Below are 25564 nucleotides of genomic sequence, written 5' to 3' on the forward strand. Positions count from 1 at the left end.
GCAGTCGCGGCACCAGGACTGCCGCCCGGTGCCGCCTTTACGCTGGCGGGCGAAGTCGTCTACCGGCCGCTGCTTCTGGCAGTGCGGACAGAACTTGGTCACGCACCTTGGCAAGCCGGTGCTGCTCCGCCCGCCGTGGTCCTCTTGGTTCATCTCTAGATTCCGATACCCCTCTTGATCTGGTCTTTATCTGTACTTTCGATGAAAGCACCCGAGAATAGTCGGCCACAATTGCTACCTCCATAGGAATTACCGCCCGCGCGAGTAGCGGGCGAGGTTCTCGCTGCCCGCGCTCATGCGCCAACAGCAGGGCGCGGTCGAGGTCGGCATACGCCCACCCAGCTGCGTCGTTAACGCCGAGCATTGCTGCTAGCACCCGCTCGGCCGTTCGGGTGTCAGCCGCGGCGACCCGTGGGGTCTCCCGTGACCTCGCGGGCACCGGGACGGGCCGGACCAGGGTCGTGTCCCCCAAGGTCGCAGGAACGCCAGCCCGAAGCCGGACGAACGTTTCCGCTGTACACGCGACGCTATGGTGAGTGACGTGAAGGTGTTCATCAGTTGGTCCGGCGACAATTCCAGGCACGTCGCTGAAGCACTGCGCACGTGGCTGCCCACAGTCCTCGCCGGAGCCGTCGAGTGCTTTGTGTCGTCGAAGGACATACGTCGCGGCGAGCGCGGGATGGACGTTATCGCGAGCGAACTCGAGGATCGCGACTACGGGATCGTCGTCCTTACGCGGGACAACATGCAAAGCCCTTGGATCAATTTTGAGGCAGGTGCGCTCGGAAAGACACTCGGTGCCGGAAAAGTTGCGCCCCTCCTTCTCGACCTGACCCGAGCTGATGTGGTTGGACCGATCGCGCAGTTTCAGAGCACGCTTCTCCGCGACCGCCGAGACGTCAGACAGTTCATCGGAGACCTGGCTCACCTGACGCCCAACATCCCGGAGGAATCCATCGACGCGCTGTTCGATTCGAAATGGCCGGAGCTCGAATCGGTCGTCGACCAAGTGTCGGGAATGGACAGTCCACAGACGACACGTAGCGCTGAATCCATGCTTGAAGAAGTACTGGAGCGAGTGCGCCGTATTGAGCGTCAGGCTGCGGAGGCTGCAAACGAGGATCGGGACAGGCTCGGCCCGAACGTAGTCGAGGCGGCGCTGGTAGCCGTAACGCAACCGCCGGGTGCCCCATCGCCAAGAGTGTTTCGTAGCGCAAATCGCCACGGCCCGTCCCTGCGACTTGATACAGAATCCACCGAGGCAGAATTCGACACCGACCTTCTGCAAGCAGTCGCTGACGCCTACGACACGCAAATCTTCCTGATTCAGCAGGGCGTGACGTTCACACCAGCTGTGCGCGCTCGGCGCAGAAGAGACGATCCACTGGTGTGAAGCGTCCCGAGAGGAGAACTCATCCAAACGGACGTCGAGGAACAAGAGCCGATCAATCGTCGATCGAGACGTCCAAGGCTCTAGCGATCTCACTCCGATCCGATGCCCGCACGAAGCGGTCGAAGCGCGTCCTCTCATCCTTGGGTGCACGATCTGCCCGCGCGCATCCCGGCGGGCGTCCTCGACGTCCCAGGGGGTTCCCCGCGGCCTCTTGTACACCGAAATCGCCTGGAGGATGGTGCGCGCGTCCGCGGTCGCCGGAGAGGCTTCGAGCCGAGAAACAGCTGTAGGGATGCTGGGCCGAGGCGGAAGCCGATACGGTCGACCCATGGTGGCGAATGCACTGTTGTTACTTAGCCCGTTGGCTGTCGCCTCGACACGGAGGGGCACTAAGGAGGCGGTGCGGCGGCTTACAGGTGCCCATGACAGCATCAACGACTTGTTCGGCACGTTACATTCGCTGCGAGACGCCAAGATCAAGAGGGGCGTACCGATCGCGCGACTCTCGCACGGCGAAGTCGACATTCTCCGATCGGCCCTCGTGTTCTCCGGCGCGGGTCTCGACGCTGTTCTCAAGCAACTAACGCGCGACGCCTTGCCGACACTCCTCAGCACCCACACCGCCGCGCAGGGCGCGCTCCGGGAGTACAGCGGCCGCTTGAACACTGCGGAGCCCACAAAAGCCAAATCGATCCTCATGAGCTTGGACCCCACGAAGGCGCTTAGGGACGTATACATGGCGGACTTGACGAAGGGCAGTCTGCAAGGGCACAAGGAGCTGATCAAGCTAAGGAAGGCGCTGGGGCTTCCTGATTCTGGCGCCTTGGCCGACACCGCACTAAGTGGGTTCAGTGACTTCTTCATCGCTCGCAACCAGGTCGTGCATGAACTTGACCTTCTCAAGCCGACGGGTCCAGGCACCTTCTCGAGACGAACGCGGCGGATGAAGGAGACGCAGGACCTCTGCGACGCGGCTGTCAAGCTGGCTGGTGACTTCATCGTTGCCACCGAAAGTTACCTGTAGCTCTCACGCTCCTACTCACTGTCCACGCTCGAACTTGGGCGGTAGCTCGCGCCACCGATCCTCGACCGGCAGAGCCAATGCCCGCTCAAACCATTCAAACCAGACCGCGCGCTGGGTTCGCGTGAGATCGTGGAGCGCGGGCGGGTCCTCGTCGAACGAGAAGGCCACTATGTCAAGGAGGGTCTTCTCCAGCCGGTCCGCCTCCACGCGCCCGAGTACGTCGCCGAGACCGAAGCCGCGCTCGTGAGCCACGAATGCCAGCGTCCGGGCAAGGGCGTAGGGCGAGCGGTGCTGCTGCACTTCGGCCGCCCATGCCGGGTTGATCCGGCTGAACGTGTAGATCACCTGCCGGACAGTACGCTCCGCGTACGGCACCTCAGGCAATGGGTCATCGCGGTGCGTCTGCCGACGAACACCGAACTTGCGGTGCCGCTCGATCTGTTCACGGGAAAGCTGCGCCCAGGTGCCGATGTCGAACTCTCGCTCAGCGCGGTCGTATCGATCACGCGCCGGACTGTTGGTCTCGTTCATACTTGTTCTCCTTTGTTGGGCCCGGCGGCTGGCGCGGACGTCCGGGCGGGACGCTGCCAGCCGCCGGGGGTCTAGTTGTCGGCGGTTTCGAGCCGGGAGGTGCGCGCCTGCTCCGGCTGGCGCGCCACATCGGTCAGCAGATAGCGGGTCCCGCGCGGCTCCACCGGCACGGCCACTACGTCCCCGACAGCGAGAAGCAGGCCCAGTGCCGCGTCGTAGAGGTGCTTCTCCCGGCTATTCAGGCGACGGCGAAGATCCGAACGTGACACCCCGTGCGGTGCCTCCGAGAGCATCCGGCGAATGCGCGGAATCATGCGGCGCACCTGGGCCGCATCTGCTGCTGTTGTGTCGTTCATGAGAGCGCCTCCGTCGCGCGCGAAAAGGTTGGAAGAGATGAGAAGGTTGCGCTTCGCTGCACTCGTGCGAGGCGGTTTCGGTGGGTAGGCACACAGGTACACGTGATGAAGGGAGGGTTTTCGGAGATTCCCAAGTTGGGAGCACTAGAAAAATCCCCCCGTGAAAGGTGTGCCTGTGTGCCTATGCTCTGAGCGCCCTTGATCGCGTTCATCAGAAGTCCCCGATCCGGTCTTCGACCGTCTCGTTGACGCCGATGAGACGGAGCCCGAGAACCGCGCGCCCCTTGTTCCGGCCGCTGCCCTTCATGGGCTGTTCGCGGACGCTGGACGGGATGAGGTCAGCGATCACGGTCTCTCGAAGCTCGTCCAGCATCGTTGGGGTCGTCACCCCGACCTGGTGCCCCTGTTCCTGCCGGAACCTGTTGTACTCAGCGAGCAGTTCGCTGTTGTGAACGAACCCGGCGGGGTCGCGCACGAGGCGCAGGGTGACGAACTCCTGTGCGAGGTGCTGACTTCCGAGCCAGTCAGCGGTGCTGCGGCGCACGGACGGCGGGAACTTCGACTGATCCAGCAGGTGCGGCTGCTTGTACGCCCTCACTGCTCCCTCGACGAGCCACGCGAGCACCTCCGGGCGTGGTTGCTCGAACCACGCTTTGATCGCGGGGTCCTTCTTGCGCTCGTGGGCCTCCACAGGCTCTGCGGTGAAGGTGTACGGGAACGGGAGTTCCGCGAACCGCCGAGTGGTGCCCCGGTTGTGCGTGCGAATGCGTAGTGACGCGTTCGTCGAGATAAACAGGTCGTGACTCAGTTTGAAGTCGAATGGCCGGCCGCTGGGGAACCGCCCCTTCGCCTCCACCGAGTCGGTGATGCGCTTGACCACTGCCTCGTTCAACATCCGGTCCTCAAGTTCTTCCGCGAGGAGGAACCGCACTCCCTTGAGCGATGCCATGTGGTACTCGGGGTTGGTCCGTGCCCCGGCGCTGATCGCTTCGGGGTCGAGTCGCATCCCGTAGTCCCCGACCGCGGCCCGCACGGCGTAGGCGATCGTGGTCTTGGCGTTCGCCCCGCCGCCCTTGAGAATCGTGATCCTTGGGTGCGGCGACTGACGCCCGAACAACGAGACCCCGAACTCCAACTGTGCCCACTCCCGGGAGTCCTCCGGCACCGCCTCCAGCGCGCGTTCCCACTTCGTCCGGTCGACGTCAGGATCGAAGTTCACAGCGGTCTGTTTGGTGAAGCGGTCTCCGGGCTGGTGCGGCCGGACTGCTCCGGTCCGGAGGTCGACCACTCCGTTGGGGCAGTTGAGCAAGTCACCCTCGGCGTCGAATGTCGCAAGAGGTACGGCGAGCTTCCCTGACAGCAGCGACAGGACGGCCTGCGCCTTCTTTGCAGACCGGAGCATGTGGATCTCGCGCGGGTCGGGAGACTGCACGTTCGAGCAGATCCAGTCCGATACGGCCGCGAGTAGGGCTTCACGTGGAAGCGGTCGCCAGATGCCGTTTTCCTGGCGGAGCCAACCTGATTCGGTGTTCGCGTACTCGTCGGCCCATGCCTGCGCGAGTGTGCGTGCGATGTCGGCGTCAGTGGTTGCCATGCTTTGCCCCTCCGGACTTCTCGATTGCGCCCGCGAGGGCTGTGTTCCACTCCGCGACGGGGCTTTCCGCGGATGCGTGTGGTGTTTCGGCCCAGACTGTGGCCAGGCGGTCGAGCGCCTCAGGGACGCCGCCGTGGCCTTCGATGCCGAGCAGGACTAGGTGGGTTTGGACCTCGAGGAGCAGGTCGTGACCGGCGAAGTTCTCGGCGTCCGGTCCGGTGAAGCGGCGGACGACCTTCTGGACGGCGTGCGATGGGGTGAGGCCGGAGTGCTCGCCGAACCATGCGACGACTCCTCCGGCGTATGGCGTGCCGACTGCGCCTTCGCGGATCTTCCCGCCTTGCAGCGCGAGCGGCACGCGCACCTTGATTTGCGACACCGGCGGGAGCAGGTACGGCGTGACTACGTACCCTCCTCGGCTCTTGCGATCGACCCCGGGCACGAGCCCGTTGATCGAGGTGCTGAGGTCTCGGAACCACAGATGGAGTCCGAGCCCCGAGACCGACGCTCCCCGGAAGGTGGTGGGCGGGATGTGTACGCGTCGGTCGATGAGCGATTCCCAGCCGTCCGGCTTGCCGGGCTTGCGGTCAACGTCGATCACGGTCTTGTCGACGCGCCCAGGGGTGACGGCAGGAAGCGCGTTGGGTTTCCTCGTCCAGTAGTCGCGGATAACTGTGGGCGAGGTGTTGGCGAGGCTCTCCCAGTCGAGCCACCCCCAGTACGGGCGCTTGTCGGGCTGCACGGGGAATACGGGCCAGCCATTGGCCGCGTTGGCGAGCGCGATCTCCAGGTAGTTCACTGGGAGCCACCGCCTGCGGGGGCGTCGACAACCGGCGCGAACAGCAGTTCGCAGATCCGGCTCAGAGACTCGGGTGGGAGCGGGCGAACGTCCCAGTGAGACGGGACGTCAGGATGAAGTGTTGAACGAGACAAGAGTCAGAACCCCAAAGGTCCTGGCGTCTAGCTACGGCACCTTCTGGTGCTTCGCTGCCGGTCTACGGTGCCGGGTCCCTTCGCCCTCACCTACGCCTGGAGGTGAGTTCTCTTTCTCGTTTGTTGGCGCTTAGCGCCTTCTTCGTCCCCCATCTTACCAGCCGGAGGGGGACGTACACAGCAGTGCACGGGGGACGACGTGTCGCGCGTAACGTCGAGACGCCGCGCCCCGGTCTTTGAGGCCCGGAGGCGCATCAGCGGTCGGGAGTTACTCGCCGGTCCCGGCTGCAGCGTCGTCGAGCGCATAGCCGTTGCGATGGAAGAAAACCAACCACCCCTCAGCGGTCACCATGTTGATCGTGGCGCGTCCATCCTCTGGATCTACCTCACGCACCATGAGATTGGCGTTGGCGAAAACAGTCACGTATCCCGAGCCCTGCTGCTGGTCCTCGAAGCCGTACTTGCCCTCAAACTCGGACGACGCCGCGCGCCCATTGCCCTCACGGCAAATTCGCTCAAAGAACGTCCAGGCGGCAGGCTGGGCGCGCACCGTCCCAGTCGCTTTCTCAGCCTCTTCCGCCAACCAGATCATCAGGTACTCAGCCCTACCTGCGTCATCGGGGAAATCTCCGCCCGGAAACTGCCCGCGGAGCCACAACGAGAAGTTCTGCGCCCACGTCATCGTGTCCCGGAGATTCTGATTCAACACGCGGTACAAAGTCCGGAAGCTCTCGGGTGTGAGCGGCGGCACAGCTCCCTCACCGCCGTAACGCGTGATGCGTCGTCGCACTGCCTCCACCGCTGCATCCTCCGTAAGAACCGGAATGCGCGTGGGCGGCATGAACTCGCCGCTGAGCCGCTGGGTCCTTGCGCGGCTGACGATACCCCTCGACCCGCACAGCACCCAACGGATGTTGGGAACCCCGAGAACACGATCCCGCAGGACATCGAGCATCTTCGTTGCGTCACCGACTTTGCCCGCGAGTTCCAGATTGTCCAGAATGCACACGACGCCGCCCAAACCGCCGTCGTATGCGTCGGTCAGCACCTGGCGAATGGCGGCTGGAAGGCCACCCTTCGCGAAGCCCTCCGAAGTGTTCGGCTCATGCCCCGCACCCGCGTTCGCGTTGACTATCGCAACGCCCCCACCGGCCTGCCAGCTCTTGTACTCAGGCTTAGTCAACCAGTGCTCAAGGGCTGATAGGTTCGGGGCCTTCAATCCGACGTACTCGAACTTGTCCGCGTGCGCGATGAGCGTCTGCAAAACGATCCGGTACACCTCGGCTTCGAACTCATCTCCGTCGAGACGGATTTGGATGGTACCGGTCGCCGGTAGCCACAGTTCTCGCGATCTGGCCTCGGTCGACGCCTCAAGCAATTTGTAGGTGGCCACATTGAGCAGGCTTGTCTTACCAGCACCGACAGGACCCTCAAACGTAGGGCTCGCCAGGTCGCCCGCTATGCGCTCCATCGCGTCTTCGAGCAGCGCATCGCGCCCAGCGAGCAGCTGAGCCCCATCGGCGGACGCGGGCAAGGTCTTCTGGCTGTACGGGTTCCCGCTGAATCCGTACTTGGGCCAGATGTCAAAAAGTGCCATAGGCACGACAGTAGCGACCCATGAGCGGACAAGTCGAGGACACCGCATTCTCACCCGATCAATGTCGGACCCCCCGGTTACGCTCGGCTCAAATCTGTTCGTTATCTGAGGAGACAGCACATGGCGGTTCACTGGGTCAACTACGACCTCAACAAGTCCGGTCAGGACTACGCGAAGCTCATCGAGTATCTCAAGTCACACGACTCGTGGGCGAAGCCGCTCAAGAGCAGCTTCTTCGTGAAGACGTCGCTTACAGCGGGTCAGCTTCGCGACGGGATCAAGCAGCACATCGACTCGAACGATGGCGTTGTAGTCATCCCAGTAGACGGCCGAGGATGGGCATCGTATGGAATCCCTTCAAAGGTGACCGACTGGATGAAGAAGAACCTCTAGGGGTGGGGACAGTCCGAGACGATAGCGTCGTCTCATGACCCTCGTCGGAGAATGGACTTGCGACCACAACGGTTGCTTGAAGCACAGGATGTTGGATCTAAGTCTGGTCGTCGGGCACCGATGCTGCGGGCGTTGCGCCGAAGGACAAGCGCACAAGACCGCTGCATGGGGCGATGCGCCCCTGATCGAGCATGCCTATTACGAGGGGCTCGTCACCCCAGGCGTCTGCACCGTGTGCGGCGAGGGACCGCACTGATCTAGAACGGCACCTTTGCCCAGGGGTCCGGCTTCGGGGCCGCCCGCACGGCGAAGTACATCGATTTCTTCTCTCGGTTCTCATCGAACCACGTCAACACAAGCTGAGCCTTGTTTCGCTCGTCCGTTGATGTGACTACACCCCCGAACTCTCCGCGCGATTCTCCGGACAGATCGGGCCAGAACGCGGCATCATCAAAGGAAAACCATCCCGAGTCCGAGTTGTCCATACGAACGTTCATAGCAACGCTGCCCGGGACAAGGTTGAGGATGGCGTAACGCTGAGCATTCGGAGCGTCGCTCTTGAGCGTCACCAGCTTCCATCGAGGTTCAGGGCCGGGCAGTTTCGTCGACGCAACGCTGATCAGACTTCCCGCTTGCTGTCCCTCTCCTTCGCTCGCAATGCGATTCTCAACCATCACATCCACGAGTTTCTTCTTGAGCTTCTCCAACTCCGCCGAGTCGGCGATCGCCTTCGACGCTGCGGCCTTCGCCGCGCCCTCTACATCGGCAGAAACCACCTCGTAGAGGTTGGCGATATCGCGCCGGTGGCGTCGAACGCTGATGGGTCGCCACGACCACAACCACTTCAATCCAACGCGAACGTGTGGACCAATCTTCGGCAGGCGGGCAAAACCCCACAAGAGTGCGGCGAGGATCAAACCCCCAATGATCGTCGCGGCGAGTTGGTTGCTATTCACCCACGTCCAGAAGTCAGTCCACCAGTCCACACTGTCGAACATAGTGGCGGACCGCGCACGCTCGCCCAGCCAGAGACGGCGGGTCCAGAAACACGGAAAGACCCCGACGCCCTCCTAGGGGTGCCGGGGTCGTCCGATTCAAGGAAGATGCGCGGAGCGTCAATCCTGGATCAGGCCAGGTCGCGGCGTTGGTACTGCCGCGACGAACGTCTCCATGCCCGCGTTGAACTTGTCGAAGATCGACACGACCATCTGCATGTCCGGAGCCGCCTTCGCATCCTGTGCCGTCAGATCCGCATATGCGGCCGTGTGGTTCCGGAGCGCCTGCGATAGGAACTGCCGATCCCGGGGAGCCGTGGTCGATTCCAACAGGTCAAGCGTCTTCTCCGTCGCATCCATGATCCGATCGGAGAGTGCTGCACGCCGGTTCCGGGCGTACTCGCTCTGCACTCCCCTAGCCTTCGCCATAGCCTCAGGCGTGCCCGAAGAACTGGAGCCCGTGCGGGCGAACTCCAGCCCCTCGGTGTCCCGAACGATCCGCGAGACGGTCTGCGGGTGGACACCCACAGACTTGGCGACCTGCCCGCGCGTCTGCCCCTCACGGACCAGGCGCACGACCTCCGCCTCAACCTCGGGAGAAGTCCGGATCCCGGACTGACGCGCGGCCACGATCACGCCTGCTTCGCGACGATCGTGTCGCGGCGGAGGCTCAGGCCGTCCAGCTTCTCAACCTTGTAGTCGATCTGGATGTCACGATCCAGGTTCTCGTCGATCCCGAGCGCCGCGTAACCCTGCGGGTCGAGGCTTGCCACACGCGACATCGCACCGAGCGAAGCTGCACCCTCCAGCGCCTCAACCAGCAGGTTGCGCCATGCCGACACCAGATTGGCGTCAGCCGTCAGGTCTCGGACGCGAACAGCGGCCGGAACGCCACGCTCGACCAACTGCTGGAACACCAGCTCGCGAACCTCAGCAATCACTCCGGACGGGTCTGTCGATGCGAGCGCCTCAGGCGACACCTCGATCCACTGCGCGATCGCGGCCAGGCGAAGCGGGTTCGCCGCGAAGATGAGCGCCTCGAGCGACCGCCCAGCAGCCACCAGCGCGGCGACCTTGCGCCACTCGGCCTCCTGGAGCGCCACCTCATCAGCGTTCTTCGGCGCGAGCCCCTCGAGCACCTCCGCGATCTGCGCGTCCGCGTCAGCGTCCTTCGCCTCCGGGATCTGGTTGAGGAGCGCCGCGCGGGCGTCCATCACCTGCTTGAAGCGCTCACGGTGGAGTGCCGAGTTCGTGTAGTTCGGGTTCTGGTAGTCCACTGCCTGAGCCAGCGAACGCCGGAAGGTCGTAAAGGCCTGCACGAATGGCGCGGTGTTGACGGTCATTTTGTTCTCGATTCTCTGGGTGAACGCCGCCCTGGGGGGATCTCGCGATCCTGGGTGGGCTTCGCCCTGGGTGACCCGTCAGCCGTTGCTGGCGGGAGCTTTCGGGCGCGACAAAACCGTGCACGACCTCGTCGCACAAGTAACCACGTCGACAGAACGCATCATGCGGCCCTCCGGGCGTCCCGGAGAGCGACCTCGAACGGGAACTTCGGAAGCGTTACAGGAGCGTCAGATGCAAGCCGACCGAGCAGGGAGGAGCATCAGGATCTCCTTCCGACCGGCCTGTTCGATGAGCACCCGCTTGGCATCCTCCCGAGCGTCGCCCGCCTGCGCGTGCAGGACGGCCGAGAGCGGTGCGCCGTGCTCGAGCGCCGCCGTCACCTGATCGATGGCGCGTGAGAGTCCGGAGAGCTGCAGCCGCGCAGCCATCTCTGTGAGCGCATCGGAGAGCGGCGAGCCCGTTCCCACAGCGAGCACCACGCGGCGGAACTCGGTGGTGAGCTCGCCGGAGCCGACGGCCGAAACCCGGCGCAGGGAGTCGAGCAGCCCCTCGCCGGCCGACAGGCACAGCGCGAGGAACTCGAGCACCGTCGGCAGCTCGTCGGTCAACCGAGCGCGACGCGACGCCACACGAGCCGTGAGCCGCATGTCGTATCCGAACCCGGCGCCGGCCCCGAGGATGCCGGGGAGCAGAGCGACCGGCGGGCTCATCCGCCCGGCGATGGCGAGCGCGATCACAGCGATCGCGCCAGTGGCGACACCTGCAAGGATCCAACCGAGCTGACGCCCTCGAAAGGCTCCCTGCTCGAGAGGGATGCCTGCCTGCTCGATCCTCCGCCGCAGGGCTTCGCCGCCGCCGAGGAGGCGCTCAAAGAGGACTCGGCAGCGCAGCCAGATCCCGCCGTCACCCGCAGCAAGCATGCCGACTCGTGGGAGGGCGTCTGGAGGCAGGTCGTCGTCGGGAACAGCGTCTCGGACATAGGGCGCGATCCGCATGGCCAGCGGCGACGCCGACCATCGTGGCAAAGCCGCGAGCATGAACAGCCATCCCGCGCTGAGCGCTCCGCCGCCGAGCAGCGCGACGGCGATCGCGGAGACCGGATTCATCCGAACCACCGCCCCGGCTCGGCTAGGCGACCGATGTGGATCATGAAGCGATAGGCGATCACCGACACAGCAGCGCCGAGGCCGATCACCAGCATCCCCTCGCCGGTGCCGTATGCCGCCGCGCCCTCGGGGCGCAGCACCAGCAGACCGAGGATCACCCACGGCGCGACGGCGCCCAGCACCGCTGCCCCACGGATCCAGGACTGCCTGGCTTCGACCTCGCCCCGCAGCACGGCGTCTGTGCGCACTGACGACGACAGCGCGCGCAGGACGCCGGTGAGCTCGGTGCCGCCGACCTGCCGTGCCATGCGCAGCGTCTCGATGATCCGATCGGCGATGGGATCAGCCAAGGCGGACTTCAGCCGGTCGAGGCTCGTCTCGAAGCGGCCGGTGGCGCGCAGGTCCCTGGCGAAGACGACGAAGGCGGGCCGCATCATCATCGGCGATGACTCCGCCAGACTCGCCACGGCATCCGGCAAGGACAGTCCGACACGAATCGACGCGATCAACAGATCGCAGACGTCGGGCCAGAGTTGGCGGCGCAGTCTGCGCAGACGGAGGCGCCGGGATCGGAGGAAGACGATCGGCCCGACGGCCGCACTCGCTCCCGCCAGCCCCGCGAGGATCGGAATGGCCGTGAGGAGCCAGGCGACAGACGCGGCGGCGAGCGCGACCGTCAGCATCACCAGAAGAAGCGTGCGCGGGCGGACCGAGGCCATGCCGCCCTCTTCGAGCAGCGTGGCGAGCCGGCCCCGGTGCCTGCTCGTCGCCTCGTCAGGACGCGGCGGCCACAGCCACGGCGATGCGCACAGCAGCAGACCGGCAGCGAGCATCGCACCGAGCAGAACCGTCACCGAGCGCCTCCGTCCTGCTGACGTTCGCCGCGTCGCCAGGCCGCCTCGCCGGCGGACGCGATGTCGCCGCCGACGTAGACGGTTCTCGTGACGATCCGCCCGTCGACCACCTCGCCCGTCGGCGCGATGACCTCGTGCACCCGTCGCACTCCGGCCTCGTCGCGCACGCAATGCGCCACCAGGTCCACCGCGCCGGCGACGGCAGGAGCGATGAACGAGCGGTCGATGTTCCGTCCCGCGAGCAGCGGCAGGAGCGCGAGCTTGTCGAGCGCCTCGGCCGCGGAGTTCGCGTGCACGGTCGCAGCGCCCGGGACGCCGGTGTTGAGCGCGAGGACGAGATCGAGCGCCTCCGCGTCTCTCACCTCGCCGACCACGAGACGATCGGGTCGCATCCTGAGTGCCTCCTTCACGAGCCTGCGCAGCGTGATCTCCCCTGTTCCCTCGAGGCTCGCCTGACGGCCCTGCAACGACACGACATCCGGTCCCTGCACCGCCAGCTCGAAGGTCTCCTCGACGGTGATGATCCGCTGGCGGTCGGCGCACGAGTCGAGCAGCGCGCCGAGGAACGTCGTCTTGCCGGCGTGGGTGGCGCCGGACACCACGATGCTCTTGCCCGCTCGCATCGCTTCACGCAATGCCGCGGCGAGGTCCGCGGTCAGCGCCCCGTGGTCGACGAGTGCCGCGAGGCTGCGATAGCGGGGCAGGAACTTGCGGATGTTGACGGACCATGATCCGCGGACGACATCCGCGATCGCGACGTGCAAGCGGGAGCCATCGGGGAGCGACGCGTCCACGAAAGGCTGACTGATGTCGACACGGCGTCCTGTCGACTGCAGCATCCGCTCGATGAGATCGCGCAGTGACGACTCCGTGAGACGCAGCTCGACCCGCTCGGCGACTCCGCCACGGGCGACATGGACGCTCTCGGGCCCGTTGAGCCAGATCTCCTCGGTAACCCCGTCGATGCCCCGGGCAGAGGGTCGCCCCTAGGCGCACTCCTCCTCGACTAGATCGAAAGGGGCCATCATGACCATCACCATCGCCACCCCCACGGACCTCGTGGACCTCTACATCCGACTCAGCGTCGATGCCGAGGGCAAGGACTCCATGGAGCGCCAGGAGGCCGACCTCCGCGAGTGGGCCACGCGCGCTGGCCTCACCGTGCGCAAGGTCTGGCGCGACCGGGGTAAGTCCGGCTACAAACGCGGCGTAAAGCGCCCGGATTTCGACGCCGCTGTGGCCGCTGTCACCTCCGGGGAGGTCGCTACCCTCGCCATCTGGAAGCTGGACAGACTGAGCCGCCGAGGCGCGGGCCAGGTCGCCACGATCCTTGACGATGTCGATGCTGTCGGGGGCCGACTCCTTTTCCTTAAGGACAACCTGGACTCTTCGGTGCAGAACTCCCGCATGCTCATCGTCCTGGTCTCCGAGCAGGCCCGCGCAGAGAGCGCGAACACCTCCCTACGTGTCCGCGCTAAGAAAGTCTCTCAACGTAAGCAGGGCCTCTATCTGGGCGGCCGACGCCCCTGGGGATACTGCATCGGTGACGACCGCAAGCTACGCCCTCACCCCGAGGAAGCCCCACTTGTCCGCGAGGCCTACGAGCGTCTCATGCGCGGTGAGACGATGCTGGCGGTCTGTCGCGACTTCAACGCGCGCGGCATCCCTACCCGCTTCGGCGGCACCCACTGGCGTTCTTCGGCGCTCTCCACCACCTTCCGCTCCCCGACGCTGGCGGGTCTGACCCCCGATCACCGCGAGCAGCGCGAGACAGGCTACGAGGGGGCGGATATCCACCCCTGGCGGGACCCCGACACGGGCGAAACGGTGTCGCTCATGGCTGAGGGCGTTGCCCCCATCGTCAGCGAGGGCGAGCGCCGCGCTCTCCTGGAAGTCCTCGACTCCCGCCTACGCCAGTATGGGCGCGGGATGCGAGCCAAGAAGCAGCCCGAGACCCTCCTTGGCGGTGGTCTCGTCCTGTGCGCCGAGTGTCGCCGGACGTGCAACTCTTTCGGCGACGCCTACCGCTGCCGCAAGCGGGACTATGTCGGCGAGGAGTGCAAGCACCCACTCAGCGTCACCATTAAGACACTGGAGAAGGCCGTCAAGCGCGAGTGGGCTTTCTACCTCGCTCGCCTGGAGCCGGATGACGAGCGCCTGGGCGTCGTCGCCGAGCGCTGGCTTGCCCGCAACGACCCCGGCACCATGCGCGAGCGCGCCGACCTAGCCGACCGTCTGAGCACGCTAGAGGCCAAGCTCGCCGACGCGGACCACGACCGCTACGTGCGCGGCGTCCTGCCCGACGCCCGCTACTCGCTCATTGCCGCCGCACTAGGAGAGAAGATCAACCGCACCCGTGCCGAGCTGGCCAGCCTCCCGCAGCCGACGGCCAACCTCGGCGCGCTCCTGGACCCCGAAATATCGCTGCCCGCCATCATGGACGCGCCAGTGCTGGAGGCGCGGGCGCTCCTCCGCCTCACGATCGACAAGGTCATTGTCACGGCAGCACCGAAGCCTGGCGCACGGTTCCGCTCTCACGAGCGCGTCCGCATCGTATGGGCTGGCGAGGAGGTGGACCCCCTGACTCTCGACGTGAGTCACCTCAAACAGGACGGCAAAGCCCGCGAGCGGCGCAAAGCAGCCTGATCGGTGACGGCCTGGCTCTCATGGTCGCGCCGGAGGAGGTGGCGGTGGCCAGTGCACAGGAAGACGAAACGCTCCACGCCTATAAGTTCCTTCTTCTAGCTCTCTCTCCCTCTCTAGTGAAGATGACGTATAAGAAGGGCGTTACGTCTTCCTGTGCACGGCCAGCCAATCCCGCCCGCCACCGCCAGCCCCACCCTGAGCGTCTCCTGTGAAACTCGGCCTCGCCGCCACCTCGACATCTAGCATCCGCGGAAATACGCGGTTCGCCGTGGGCAGCCAGGCCCACTTATCTGTAGAGGGGAAAACACCTTCCCCTCCCTCACTCTTCAACGCCCTCTGGACTCTGCCCCAGAGGGCGTCCTTTTTTCAGCCTCTACGTACGTACGAAGGACCAACATGCAGACCTCCCCCTGTGAAACGTGCGGGGCATCCTCCACCTCCCGCTTCTGCACTGAGGCATGCCGCCTCAAGGAGTGGCGGGAACGCCAGGCCCTCCACCGCGAGCTGACAAGCAAGCTCCTGGCTCAGCGCGCCCGCCTCGCAGCCGAGGCCGACGCTGCCCTGGCCTCAAACGACTTCGACAGGCTGACCGCCGTGGCCCAACGCGCCGCCGCGCTCCTAGCCGCTTAGCCCTCGTTCTGCCTGGAGCTCCCCCGTCTTGGGCAGTTCCCCAGCTCCAGGCGCACTCCTCTGCGTCATTAACACGCCGCCATGCGCGGCACCTAATCGTGGTCACTTTCGGAACCCTGGCGGGTTAGACCCCGACGATGGCCCTCCTCGGCTTGCTCCCGGGCGAGGGCCATCGTCTTTTCCGCCACCCCTGACCACTCCAGCGGCGTCCGCCAGCGCCTCCACCGAAAGCCCCAATGACCCCCATCGACTTCAAGACCTCAGCCGCCAGCTACGCCGCGCACAGCCTCGGTGTCCGGCGCGCCTACGACACTGCCGATGCCTACGTGGTCGGCAGGTTCGCCTTCTCCGACGAGCTGGACGCCTACCCGTGGGGCCGCCGCGTCCCTACCGTTGCCCATGTCTGGGAGTACCTGATCCTCCCGACCCTGGACCCCGAGGCTCCGATCAACGAGGACGCCATCCGCGCGAGCCTCGACGCTCTCCCGCGCCGCTACGACGGCGGTCAGGGCCGCCGCGCTCCTCTTCCTGGCCGCGAGCACATGGACGATGCCCGTGACGCCACGCGAAAGCTCACGCCGTACTACGCGGGCTTGTATGCCGCTCTGCACATGCTCCCTCTCCCCGGCACTGACTTTGACCGTGAAGCGTTCCTCACCGACCTTTTCGCATACGGGCACGCATACCGCTCCCGCATCCTCGCCCCGGCTGGGACGAGTACCGAAAGAGTCCGCGCCTACCGCTCCCGCAAGGCCGACAGCGAGAGTCGCGCCATCCTTGACGCCTTCGACGCCGCTATGGAGGCCGGAGACATCGTGCTTGGCCAACCCATCACCCGCGCCGCTCTCGCCGAGAGCATCGGCCTAGAGCTGGCCTTCAACCTCAGCGACCGCCGCATCTTCGAGGTGCTCCGCTCCGCCGACGACCTCGGCGTGAGCGCGCCAATCTCCGTCACCGAGCGCCAGACCGTCGTCTATGTGGACGGGGTCCGCACCCGCACGCGCGTCTTCGTCTTCACCGAGGGCGACGCCACCCGGACCACCGACGACCCCCCTCAGGAGACCACCATGAACGCCACGACGGAAGTCATCCTCGACCGCATCGTTGCCGAACTCAAGGACGAGGTCCGCGCCGACCTAGCTGCATACCTCGCACAGCGGGACGCGCATACAACAACCCCCGCGCCCGTCACTGACTTGGACACCTACCGCGCCCGACGGGCAGCCTGACCGCTCCAGGCGGTCTCCTCTTCGACCCGCTGCCACGCGCAGCACCTCAATGGCCCCACGGCCACCGACCCAACCGTTAAGGACGCATCATGGCCTTCCGCCCCGCCAACCCGCATAGCAGCGACTACGCCGCCCCCTTCCCCGAGTGGATCATCTCCGCCATCCCCGGCGCTGCCGAGAAGGACGCCGCCGTAGCGGCAGCCTCCGAGGCGCTCGACAAGGCAGCAACCAAGGACGCCACCGCGCGTGCCAAGCTCGCTGAGTTGGGCGGTCCAGACGGCCCCGCCGCCCATGTCAAGCGCGCCGCCTGGGACGTCGCCGAAGACACCGCCCGAGCCGCAGCAGCCGCGCTTGGCCCCGCACGAACCGCCGTGGCCCGCGCCGCGCGCGCCCGCTTCGAGTTCGTTTACGACGCCATGGACGAGGACCCCTTCATCTCCCAGGTGGAACCGCTCTTCGCCGAGGCGTCCCGGCGCGCGAGGGAACACCTGGACGCGCTGACCTCCGCGCTGTCGGAACGTGACTACTTCCTGGGCGTCCTGGGGCGCTCACTCGACGTGGATGGCGGAAACTGGGGCCTCCGGGAGGCCCTCCACAACGTCGCCGCCTACGTGGATGCCGGTCTCGTGGATGAGGAGGATGCCGCCTGGAAGATCGTGGACGACACCATCAATGCCTCAACGCTCCTCCGCTCCACGCGCATCGAGGTGGTCAGCGCATGCGTCGCCGTCCGAGACAACGACGCGATCCCGGCGAGCCAGAAGGAGAGCCAGTACCGGGCAATCCTCGACCGCCACGGCCTCACCTCGCGAGTAGTTCGATGACCACCGCATCCCGCATCGAGCAGATGGCCGCCGAAGCAGACCAGCAGCGCGCGGAGCGCGAGGCCTCCCGCGTCTCGTATCGCGGCTCCGTTCCTGAGGACTGGCAGGACGAGTACGACCGCGTGGCGCGACGCATGCAGCCGCGGGCTGCCGCCAGCGTCATCCGGGACCGCGTCCGTCGTCGGAAAGCGGAGGCCGCCATCCCGGTCGCTGAGGCCGTCATGTCGGAACTCAGGCAGCGCTTCTAACCCCACCCCGTCCGCTCTCGCCTACCCTAGCGAGAGCGGACACCCCACCTGCGCGAGGGACCACCATGAATCACTTACTTATGAAGGATGGGCGTCCGTGGCTGTGCGATACGACGCGCTTCCGTGGCGGCCTCCAGTAACCGCGAGGCGGTGGGAGTGTTTAGCTTCCCTAGCCACTCACAGAGTTCGTCCAAGAACGCAATGCCTGACGTGCGCAACCATCTATCGCGTCTTGCGAGGTCTGCAACCAGATAGATCGCGGCGATCTGTTCGCCAGTTCCGACGCTCTGGGCGCGTTCGTCTACAGGGTAACCGTGGGCAATAGCCGCCGTTCGCAGAAACCTGTCAATCGTCTCGGTGCGACGCCGCAGCCCCAAATCGCGTGTGCTGATCAACAGCGTCACGACGGAGGTAATCAGCGTCGCTCCGATGCCGAACAGGAGGCCCACGAACCACTCTTCCATGCGCTCAGATTAGCGGCATGTCACAGCTGCACCGCGCAGGAAGGAAATCGGTGACGTGTGTTCGCGACGCCGCCACCGCCCTGGGGAGGGACTCCCCCGCCCCCGGTAGCTTCCCGCCCGGAGCGGCATAGCGACTCCCTGTGCGCGCAAGTTCCAGGGTTTACACGCCCCCAGATCGCTGTGAATGACCCCCTAGTGGCCCTCCGCGGACCCCGACCCTACGACCTCAGGCGTCTGGCTTGCCCGTTTCTTGAGAGCCACCCCAGGGAAGCAATCCGTTGTACGCGAGCGGCGTCGTGATATCCGAGTGAGTCACCGTTGTACTGATACCGGCTAGCGACGCGAGGCGGACGATTAGATCCTTCAGCGCGTCCGTGCGCCCCAGGTCCGTGTTCGGGCCAGCCACCCCGCGCAATAGTCGCATGCACTCGGCATCGTGCCCAAACAGGAGTGGGATTTCGTTGAGCGGGTCCACGAGGCGCTTCTGGTCACCGCGGTATCTCATTACCTCTCGCACGAGCGCGGTCCTCGCGTCGTCCCGCGCCCGACGCGCTGACAGCAACCCATTGACCAGCGTTGCGCTCAACGTCGCCAGCGCACCGATCACGGCACCGGCAATCGCGCCAACCAAACCGGCAGTAACGGCATCCATTTGATCCCCCCTCGCTGCCGCCCAGCATATCGGCGCTACGCCGAGGCATCCGAGGAAGCTCGACGCCGATCTAGTTCGCCTCCTGCACGCCACACATCCGCCATGCCCATCCTTCTGAGAGACCCAACTATGCCCACCACCACGACTGCCCAAGTCGCCTTCATCTCCCGCGTCCAGGTATCCACGGCTGGGGACGCCAAATGATCCGCACACACCCCACCGAGGACCTCACCGTGGAGTTCCGCGGCCAGCCCGCGACCGTCCCCCGTGCCCACGTGCTCCAAGCCGCCCAGGCAGCCTCGCTCCTGTCCTTCGTGCTCGGCGTTCTGCCCTCCCGCGCAGAGCGTCACCGCCTAGGCATCGAAAGCCAAGCCGATGCGCTTGAGTTCATGCACGCCCTCCGCGCGAGCATCGACGCGCAGCCTGACGCTGCCGATCTTCAGGCCGCCCTCCGCGACGGTCTCGGCGGCCCGCTGGCAGCCGCGGGGGTGCTACCCCGCCGCCAGCCCCACCGTCGTCGCACGCAGCCCTCACGCCGCCGCCGACGCCCTCGCACCAACCGCTAAGACCCCACCGCACCAGCCCCCGCAGCCACGCCCTTATCGGCGCGAGCTGGCGGGGGCTTTTGCGTAGCCGCGCATCACTCCGCCAGAACCCCGACCATCCGAAAGGAGGTCGCCATGTCCGCATCCGTCGGTTACGCGACCTTGAACATTATCCCCAGCGCCAAGGGCTTCGGCGCAGCCCTCAGAGGCGAAATTAACCCCGCCCTTGGCCCTGTCGGCAACGACGCGGGCAAGAAGACCGGCTCCGGCATCATCGGCGGCCTCAAGTCGATGATCGGCCCCGCCATGCTCGCGACAGGGGCGCTCGCCATGGGCCAGTTCCTGAGTGGCGCAATTTCAAGCGCATCGAACCTCCAGCAGGCCACCGGCGCGATAGACGCCATCTTCAAGTCGTCCGCCCCCGTCATGGCCGAGTTCGGCGCTTCGGCCGCGAAGCACTTCGGTCTCGCCAAGACCGAGGTGGCCGAACTCTCAGCCGTCCTCGGCGCGCAGCTCAAGAACGCGGGCGTGAGCATGGACCAGCTCGCCCCCCAGACTCAGAACCTCGTAGGCCTCGGCGCTGACCTCGCTGCCATGTTCGGAGGCACCACGCGCGAGGCCGTGGAAGCCATCTCCAGCGCCCTCAAGGGTGAGCGCGACCCCATCGAGCGCTATGGCGTCAGCCTGAGCCAGGCGCGGATCGACGCCGAGGCAGCCGCCCTCGGCTTCGACAAGGTTGGCGGCTCGCTCTCCTCCGAGGCAAACGCTGCCGCGACCATGTCCCTCCTCATGAAGCAGACGGCGGATGCTCACGGCGCAGCAGCTCGCGAGTCCGATACCTTCGCCGCTCGCCAGCAGCAGCTCGCGGCGGGCTGGGAGAACATGAAGGCGGCCATCGGCACGGCCTTTCTCCCCGCCGCTGCCGCGGCTGTCGGTATCCTCGCCGACCTGATCAACGGCGCTGGCCCGCTCGTCCAGTCCATCGGCCCTGGACTGTCCGCGACCTTCTCCGCCCTCGGCCCCGCGTTCTCGCAGCTAGGTACAGCCCTCGCGCAGCTCATCCCAAACCTGTCGCCTCTGGGCCTGGCGTTCCAGACGCTCGCCCCTGTGCTGCCTCAGATCAGCCAGCTTCTCTCGCAGGTCGCGACCGTCCTTGCCGAGACGCTCACCATCGTTGCGATGGCGCTCCAGCCAGTCTTGGAGGCGCTGACCACGCACCTCTCCGGTGTGCTGGCCGCCGTCCTACCCGTCATCGCGAACCTCCTACGCCAGCTCGCCCCCGTCATCGGCCAGGCGGCTGCAGCCGTCGGCGGCCTAGTCGCCTCTCTCGCCCCGCTGATCGGTGCCATCCTTGGCTCACTCATCCCGGTGATCCAGAGCCTCCTCCCGGTCATCGAGGGCGTCTTCGGCGTCATCGTCGCCGTGGTCACCGTTGCCCTCGACTTCGTTTCCGGGATCATCGCAGCCGTCACACTCGCCATCTCCGGCGACTGGGGCGCGGCGTGGGGTGCGATCAGCTCCGCCTTCGAGGGTGTCTGGAACGCCATCACGGCCTTCCTCGCGCCGGTCATCGAGGGCGTCGCCGCCTCCATCGGCGACACGGTCGATGGCATCAGCCAGGTGTGGAACGCGAGCTGGACAGCCATCTCCGGCTTCTTCTCGGACATCTGGGACGGCATCGTGAGCGCCCTCAAGCCGGTTGTGGCGTTCATCTCAAGCCTCATCCAGACACACATCGACATCTGGACCGGCATCTTCCTGATCTTCGCCGCCGTCCTCAAGGTCATCTGGGACGGCATCGTGTCGGTGGTCAAGACAGTCTGGAACGCCATCGTGGCCTTCCTGACACCCACCATCAACGCCATCTCAAGCTTCATCAAGGACACGTTCGAGAAGGTCCGGCGCGGTTGGGAAGTCGTGTGGGCCGCGGTATCCACCGTCTTCACGAGCATCTGGAACGGCATCGTTTCCTTCCTGACCCCGATCATCAACGGCGTCCGCACGACCATCACCAACGTGGTCAACGGCATCCGTTCGACCTGGGAGAACATCTGGAACGGCATCGTTTCCTTCTTCACCAACGCCTGGAACAACATCGTTTCCAGCGTCACGAACAAGGTCCGGGAAGTCGGCAACGTCATCGGCGGCATCCGAGACAAGGTCATGGGTGCCATCGCCGGTATCGGTGACTGGCTCCTGTCCGCGGGTGGAGACCTCATCCGCGGCCTCTGGAACGGCATCTCAAACGTCGGCAACTGGCTCCGTAGCAAGATCACCGGCTTCTTCGACGGCGCGGTGGGCTGGGCCAAGGACATCCTGGGCATCCACTCTCCGTCCCGCCGCTTCGCAGAGCTGGGCGTCTTCGTCGGCCAGGGCTTCGGCGACGGCATCGACTCGATGGCCTCCAGCGTCGCCGCGTCCGCTCGCGGGCTGGGCCAGGCAGCCATCGACGCCGTGGACGGGATGCCCGACCTCGCCATTGGCGCGCACCTGAACGGCACCAGTCGGGTCTCCCACGCCATCGAGACCGGCGACGGCGGCGCAGTTGGCCGCCGACTGGCCGCGCTCGGCACTGGCAACAGCCAGACCCTGAACTACACCCAGAACGCTGGTCAGGGCCTCACGTCCGAGCAGGAGCTGATCGTGGCCGCGCGACGCCTCCAGCACGCCTACTAACCCCACCTCCAGGGCCGCCCATCCCAGCTAACGCGCCGGGACCGGCGGCCCTGGAGTCTCAGCCCACGTCGTTACGGTCAGCAAGTTTGGCCACGATGTACAGCATCGGCCCGTCTCGCAGTGGGGCGTCAGGGTTACCTGCCTCGTGCTGTTCGATCCATACAGGACGATGCTCCCCCGCCCGGGCGTACCACTGTCGCCTCCAGTGCCCGCGAACAACCCATCGAGAGTCGCGCTTGTCTGGCTCACTTGATCGCGACGACGCAGAGGCAGGCCCGACGTATACTCGGCGCTGGTCCTCCGCCTCCGGGGGTGCATCTGTTTCCTGACTGCCCCTCAACCGGGGTAGGACCTCCCTTGCGCGGGCTTCGTTCACGCACCATCCGAGGCCAACGAGTGCTCGGGTGGCTGCCGCTTCTCCGTTAATTTCTCCCCAACTCGCCTTGGCGCGAAGCGACGGCCCAAATTGGCCGCCCTTTCTCGTCACGGCGCGGACCGTGGCGACCAGCCACGTCGGCGTGGACTCCCACCAGAGAAACCGGGCAGGCATGTAGTCGTGGCGACCCGTACCGGCTTCGATGAACGCGATGCCCGACGCCGACGGCAGGTCTGATGGCGAGCGCAGCACCGCGGACCTACCAGCGTCGATGAGCGCCTCCGAGTGCTCTTGGGAAACATAGAACCTTGGCGCGGTCTCAGCGATCCGCGCCACCTCTTCGCGCCAGCGTTCTCCCGCCGCACGCGGGATTACCTCTTCAAGACGAGTGGGCATAGCGCTGAGCATTTCCCTCAACGCCTGACTCGGCTCCTCAAGTTCTTCAAGCCCCTTGTCCCGCATCCGTCGAGATGATGCCCTCCGACCCCCATCGCTACTCATGTGACGACCGTAGCGCCCCCCGACAGCAGAAACCTCCAGTCCGAGCCTGGCCGCCGTTAGGGTGTGAGCATGACGATCAAGACAAACGGTGACTCCGCCCGCTATCAGCTCGCGACCGCGGTCGCTTCCTCGCTCGCGACTGCCGCTGGACACAAAGGGCGGATCCAGTATGAGGACACCCAGGAGGGTAAGCGGGTCGCCGAAGCTGTCGAGCGTATGATCCGCTACTACGTCGCTGGAACCGTAGATGACGAGTACACCCGCGACGCTACGGACGCGGATAGCGAGTAAGAGACTCACCAAGAGGCCCCGGCCTCTCATCATCACGATGGGAGCCGGGGCCTTCTTGCATTTCCGGCGCAGCGCACGCCACCGCGCCATGGCATACGCTGAGCGCGGGGGTCCCGAGATGCTAACTCCATAGCGGGGCCACCCACCGTCACGCTGCGCCCAGGACCTCGATTTCCGTGGAGGTGTAGCTCACGGTCTTGCCCTTGCGCGGTCCGTTCTTGGCGATGAAGGAGACCGGCACGAGCTTGAGGCGGAGGAGCGCCGGTCCGCCGACGGCGTCGATCTGGCCCTCGATGTCCTCGGCGGCGAGGAAGTGCGCCAGGCCCCACGAGTTGGACTTGAGGACGAAGATGCCCAGGTTGGGGTCGTCGGCCAGGCGGAAGGTCAGCTCGGCGGACGGGACACAAGACCACTCCCCGTTGGGACCCCGTAGGACCAGCCGCTGATGGATGGCCTTCGAGTTGGCCACGACGATATCGATGGCGGCGACCCTGCCCGGGTACAGCTCGCGCAAGCGGGCAGCCAAACACGCGTCTCCGGTCGTAACGGCCCACTCCAGACCGCCTGACTGGAGTTCCCCGACGCCGGTATCCGAGAACCCCACGTCCAGAGCCTCGGCCTGGAGTTCGCTCGCAAGGATGCGCATACCCATCCCTACGCAGCCAGCAGCTCGCCGCCGAGTTCGACCTGTACCGCCGCCATCAGCTCGGCGAGGTGATCGGCTCCGATGCCTCCCAGCGCCGGACCCGCAAGCAACAGCGCTCCAAGCCCGTCGATCCCATCGCGGCCAAGCGCCAGCTCCACAGTCTGGCCCTCGGCCAGCGTCGCCGCCCAGCCCCACGCCACACCCTCCACCTCACGCCAGCCGTGTGCCGCCACGAGTGCCTCAAGCTTGTCCATCATCGTCCCTTCTCGGCCAGCAATGTGCCCGCCCGATGACGACAGTAACAGCGTTTAAACCCCCTGATCACCACGGAAATATCTTTGCGCGAGACGCCTCGCGGGCAGCCGACACTTGGCCCAGTTCGTGTTAATCTGAAACCCCGGTGCAACGGACGCATCTCCTCGATCTCCGGATCGTCGAGGAGCGACTGCAACGGACCGAAGCCACTCACCGCGGCCAGCACGTCGCGCACGCATGCTGCTTCGTCCTCGATCATCGCCGCGCCTCGCGCCATCGCCAGATCATTGAACTTGCGCACCTCGGCCAGTGTGATCGAGCGAGCCGCGGAGGAGTCGAACGTCGGATCCGTGCCCTCGGCGCGGAGTCGCTGCCGGACGCGCTCTGCGACGAGGACGGAGGGCTGGATCACCCGAGCATCCTCGCAAGGATCCGCCGTCGCGCGCGGGAGTTATCCACAGCGCCAGCACCGGGCTGCGGGGCGGATGCTCAGCAACACAGGATCCCCCGCTCAGTAGACTTATCCCGACCGCGCGGGAGTGGTGAAATTGGCAGACACGCAGGATTTAGGTTCCTGTGCCCTAGGGCGTGTGGGTTCAAGTCCCACCTTCCGCACCGATCTGTCGCACCCCGCGCGACCGACGACTTGACCGCCGCACAGCGCACGACGACGGGAAACCCATGCATCACGCCGCTCTCATCCCCTGGCTCGACCCCGCCACGATCATCGGCTCGGCCGGCCCCTGGGCGCTCCTCGTCGTGTGCTTCATCGTCTTCGCCGAGACGGGCCTCCTGGTCGGCTTCCTGCTTCCGGGCGACACGCTGCTCGTGATCTCCGGCCTGCTGTCGCACCCCCTCGCGGGCTCCGAGCACGGCGTGTTCGGCATCAACGTGTGGATCGTCGCGCTGCTGATCGGCCTCTCGGCATTCGTGGGCGGTGAAGTCGGCTATCTCATCGGCCACAAGGGCGGCCCAGCGGTCTTCGAACGCAAGGAATCAGGTCTGTTCAGCAAGAAGAACGTCGAGCGGACGAACGCGTTCTTCGAACGCTTCGGGGGGATCACCGTCATCCTCGCCCGCTTCGTGCCGATCGTTCGCACGTTCGCGCCGGTCGCCGCGGGAGTGGGCCACATGCCGTGGCGTCGCTACACGCTGTACAACCTCATCGGGGCGATCCTCTGGGGCTTCGGTCTGACGATGTTCGGCTACGCCATCGGATTCATCCCGCCGGTCGCGCACTTCGTCGAGAGCTATATCGACCTGATCCTGCTCGCCGCCGTCGGCGGCACGGCACTCGTCACCCTCTGGCACTACCTGTCGGAGCGCCACAAGGCGAAGAAGGAGGCCGCAGCCGGAGACGGCGAGACGGACGCCGCCGAGGCGGAAGCGCTCACGCTCGACGCGGAGGTCTTCGACCGCGCTCCTGACTTCGACGGAGACGGCAAGCACTGATCTCGGTGC

At 65.8% G+C, this 25564-nt stretch carries 27 protein-coding genes and 1 tRNA gene; 12 read left to right on the top strand and 16 right to left on the bottom strand.

The genetic code is table 11. The features are described from left to right. The first annotated feature begins 541 nt into the window (after nucleotides 1-541). Together AB0N61_RS00275 and AB0N61_RS00280 are read left to right on the top strand one after the other, a co-directional pair. Nucleotides 542-1393 carry a toll/interleukin-1 receptor domain-containing protein gene (locus tag AB0N61_RS00275; RefSeq protein WP_363360937.1) on the top strand — a complete coding sequence of 284 codons (852 nt, stop codon included), beginning with the start codon at nucleotides 542-544 and terminating at the stop codon, nucleotides 1391-1393. Nucleotides 1394-1721: 328 nt separating this feature from the next. Beyond that, complete coding sequence (locus AB0N61_RS00280) at nucleotides 1722-2417, top strand: hypothetical protein (RefSeq protein WP_363360938.1); 696 nt, start codon at nucleotides 1722-1724, stop codon at nucleotides 2415-2417. A 15-nt stretch (nucleotides 2418-2432) separates the two neighbouring features. Here the strand turns inward: AB0N61_RS00280 and AB0N61_RS00285 are convergent, their stop codons facing one another. The 5 genes from AB0N61_RS00285 to AB0N61_RS00305 form a co-directional block, all read right to left on the bottom strand. Then, nucleotides 2433-2948 carry a hypothetical protein gene (locus tag AB0N61_RS00285; RefSeq protein ID WP_363360940.1) on the bottom strand — a complete coding sequence of 172 codons (516 nt, stop codon included), beginning with the start codon at nucleotides 2946-2948 and terminating at the stop codon, nucleotides 2433-2435. Between the two features lie 71 nt (nucleotides 2949-3019). Continuing rightward, complete coding sequence (locus tag AB0N61_RS00290) at nucleotides 3020-3304, bottom strand: hypothetical protein (RefSeq protein ID WP_363360942.1); 285 nt, start codon at nucleotides 3302-3304, stop codon at nucleotides 3020-3022. Nucleotides 3305-3515: 211 nt separating this feature from the next. After that, nucleotides 3516-4898, bottom strand: coding sequence for a phage/plasmid primase, P4 family (locus AB0N61_RS00295; RefSeq protein ID WP_363360943.1), 1383 nt, complete (start codon nucleotides 4896-4898; stop codon nucleotides 3516-3518). Continuing rightward, nucleotides 4885-5697, bottom strand: a complete 813-nt coding sequence (locus AB0N61_RS00300) for a bifunctional DNA primase/polymerase (protein WP_363360945.1) — start codon at nucleotides 5695-5697, stop codon at nucleotides 4885-4887. The genes AB0N61_RS00295 and AB0N61_RS00300 overlap by 14 nt, the downstream gene beginning before the upstream one ends. A gap of 402 nt (nucleotides 5698-6099) precedes the next feature. Beyond that, nucleotides 6100-7428: a hypothetical protein gene (locus AB0N61_RS00305; RefSeq protein WP_363360947.1), complete on the bottom strand. Its 1329-nt coding sequence runs from the start codon at nucleotides 7426-7428 to the stop codon at nucleotides 6100-6102. Nucleotides 7429-7548: 120 nt separating this feature from the next. Between AB0N61_RS00305 and AB0N61_RS00310 the strand changes: the two genes are divergently transcribed. Continuing rightward, the gene (locus AB0N61_RS00310) at nucleotides 7549-7821 is read left to right on the top strand and encodes a hypothetical protein (RefSeq protein ID WP_363360949.1); all 273 of its coding nucleotides are present in this window, start codon (nucleotides 7549-7551) and stop codon (nucleotides 7819-7821) included. Between the two features lie 257 nt (nucleotides 7822-8078). Here the strand turns inward: AB0N61_RS00310 and AB0N61_RS00315 are convergent, their stop codons facing one another. The 6 genes from AB0N61_RS00315 to AB0N61_RS00340 form a co-directional block, all read right to left on the bottom strand. Then, nucleotides 8079-8807, bottom strand: a complete 729-nt coding sequence (locus AB0N61_RS00315; RefSeq protein WP_363360951.1) for a hypothetical protein — start codon at nucleotides 8805-8807, stop codon at nucleotides 8079-8081. 129 nt (nucleotides 8808-8936) lie between these two features. Further along, nucleotides 8937-9446: a helix-turn-helix domain-containing protein gene (locus AB0N61_RS00320; protein ID WP_363360953.1), complete on the bottom strand. Its 510-nt coding sequence runs from the start codon at nucleotides 9444-9446 to the stop codon at nucleotides 8937-8939. Between the two features lie 2 nt (nucleotides 9447-9448). After that, nucleotides 9449-10159: a hypothetical protein gene (locus AB0N61_RS00325; RefSeq protein WP_363360954.1), complete on the bottom strand. Its 711-nt coding sequence runs from the start codon at nucleotides 10157-10159 to the stop codon at nucleotides 9449-9451. Nucleotides 10160-10387: 228 nt separating this feature from the next. Further along, entirely contained in the window at nucleotides 10388-11266 is an 879-nt protein-coding gene (locus AB0N61_RS00330; protein WP_363360956.1) for a type II secretion system F family protein, read from the bottom strand. Continuing rightward, on the bottom strand, nucleotides 11263-12120 hold the full coding sequence (locus tag AB0N61_RS00335; protein WP_363360958.1) for a type II secretion system F family protein: 858 nt from the start codon (nucleotides 12118-12120) through the stop codon (nucleotides 11263-11265). Before AB0N61_RS00335 ends, AB0N61_RS00330 begins: the two co-directional genes overlap by 4 nt. Further along, a complete protein-coding gene (locus tag AB0N61_RS00340; protein ID WP_363362020.1) occupies nucleotides 12117-13085 on the bottom strand; it encodes an ATPase, T2SS/T4P/T4SS family in 969 nt (322 codons plus the stop codon). Before AB0N61_RS00340 ends, AB0N61_RS00335 begins: the two co-directional genes overlap by 4 nt. A gap of 61 nt (nucleotides 13086-13146) precedes the next feature. Here AB0N61_RS00340 and AB0N61_RS00345 point away from each other — a divergent pair, with 61 nt between their 5' ends. From AB0N61_RS00345 to AB0N61_RS00360, 4 genes are all read left to right on the top strand, one after another. Further along, a complete protein-coding gene (locus AB0N61_RS00345) occupies nucleotides 13147-14766 on the top strand; it encodes a recombinase family protein (RefSeq protein WP_363360959.1) in 1620 nt (539 codons plus the stop codon). Nucleotides 14767-15632: 866 nt separating this feature from the next. Then, entirely contained in the window at nucleotides 15633-16625 is a 993-nt protein-coding gene (locus AB0N61_RS00350; protein WP_363360961.1) for a hypothetical protein, read from the top strand. Between the two features lie 89 nt (nucleotides 16626-16714). Then, nucleotides 16715-17449, top strand: a complete 735-nt coding sequence (locus AB0N61_RS00355) for a hypothetical protein (protein WP_363360963.1) — start codon at nucleotides 16715-16717, stop codon at nucleotides 17447-17449. Continuing rightward, the gene (locus AB0N61_RS00360) at nucleotides 17446-17697 is read left to right on the top strand and encodes a hypothetical protein (protein ID WP_363360965.1); all 252 of its coding nucleotides are present in this window, start codon (nucleotides 17446-17448) and stop codon (nucleotides 17695-17697) included. The genes AB0N61_RS00355 and AB0N61_RS00360 overlap by 4 nt, the downstream gene beginning before the upstream one ends. A 74-nt stretch (nucleotides 17698-17771) precedes the next feature. On the opposite strand, the gene AB0N61_RS00365 is transcribed toward AB0N61_RS00360, so the two are convergent. Continuing rightward, nucleotides 17772-18161, bottom strand: a complete 390-nt coding sequence (locus tag AB0N61_RS00365) for a hypothetical protein (protein ID WP_363360966.1) — start codon at nucleotides 18159-18161, stop codon at nucleotides 17772-17774. 226 nt (nucleotides 18162-18387) lie between these two features. Continuing rightward, complete coding sequence (locus AB0N61_RS00370) at nucleotides 18388-18813, bottom strand: hypothetical protein (protein ID WP_363360967.1); 426 nt, start codon at nucleotides 18811-18813, stop codon at nucleotides 18388-18390. Nucleotides 18814-19013: 200 nt separating this feature from the next. On the opposite strand from AB0N61_RS00370, the gene AB0N61_RS00375 reads away from it, so the two are divergent. The 3 genes from AB0N61_RS00375 (at nucleotide 19014) to AB0N61_RS00385 (ending at nucleotide 23202) form a co-directional block, all read left to right on the top strand. After that, nucleotides 19014-19379, top strand: coding sequence for a hypothetical protein (locus tag AB0N61_RS00375; protein WP_363360968.1), 366 nt, complete (start codon nucleotides 19014-19016; stop codon nucleotides 19377-19379). A gap of 114 nt (nucleotides 19380-19493) precedes the next feature. Then, nucleotides 19494-22034 (top strand): hypothetical protein, encoded by a 2541-nt coding sequence (locus tag AB0N61_RS00380; RefSeq protein WP_363360970.1) that lies wholly within the window; start codon nucleotides 19494-19496, stop codon nucleotides 22032-22034. A gap of 946 nt (nucleotides 22035-22980) precedes the next feature. Further along, a complete protein-coding gene (locus AB0N61_RS00385; protein ID WP_363360972.1) occupies nucleotides 22981-23202 on the top strand; it encodes a hypothetical protein in 222 nt (73 codons plus the stop codon). 148 nt (nucleotides 23203-23350) lie between these two features. Here the strand turns inward: AB0N61_RS00385 and AB0N61_RS00390 are convergent, their stop codons facing one another. The 3 genes from AB0N61_RS00390 to AB0N61_RS00400 are packed head-to-tail and all read right to left on the bottom strand — an operon-like array spanning nucleotide 23351 to nucleotide 24515. Then, the gene (locus AB0N61_RS00390) at nucleotides 23351-23848 is read right to left on the bottom strand and encodes a hypothetical protein (RefSeq protein ID WP_363360973.1); all 498 of its coding nucleotides are present in this window, start codon (nucleotides 23846-23848) and stop codon (nucleotides 23351-23353) included. Between the two features lie 8 nt (nucleotides 23849-23856). Further along, nucleotides 23857-24105, bottom strand: coding sequence for a hypothetical protein (locus AB0N61_RS00395; RefSeq protein ID WP_363360975.1), 249 nt, complete (start codon nucleotides 24103-24105; stop codon nucleotides 23857-23859). After that, nucleotides 24102-24515, bottom strand: a complete 414-nt coding sequence (locus tag AB0N61_RS00400; RefSeq protein ID WP_363360977.1) for a hypothetical protein — start codon at nucleotides 24513-24515, stop codon at nucleotides 24102-24104. The genes AB0N61_RS00395 and AB0N61_RS00400 overlap by 4 nt, the downstream gene beginning before the upstream one ends. Nucleotides 24516-24636: 121 nt before the next feature. Between AB0N61_RS00400 and AB0N61_RS00405 the strand changes: the two genes are divergently transcribed. Both AB0N61_RS00405 and AB0N61_RS00410 read left to right on the top strand, forming a co-directional pair. Further along, a tRNA-Leu gene (locus AB0N61_RS00405) sits at nucleotides 24637-24718 on the top strand. Between the two features lie 66 nt (nucleotides 24719-24784). Continuing rightward, nucleotides 24785-25555: a VTT domain-containing protein gene (locus tag AB0N61_RS00410; protein ID WP_167947760.1), complete on the top strand. Its 771-nt coding sequence runs from the start codon at nucleotides 24785-24787 to the stop codon at nucleotides 25553-25555. Nucleotides 25556-25564: the final 9 nt, after the last annotated feature.

The organism is Microbacterium sp. NPDC089320, from assembly GCF_040684875.1.
Taxonomy (GTDB): Bacteria; Actinomycetota; Actinomycetes; order Actinomycetales; family Microbacteriaceae; genus Microbacterium.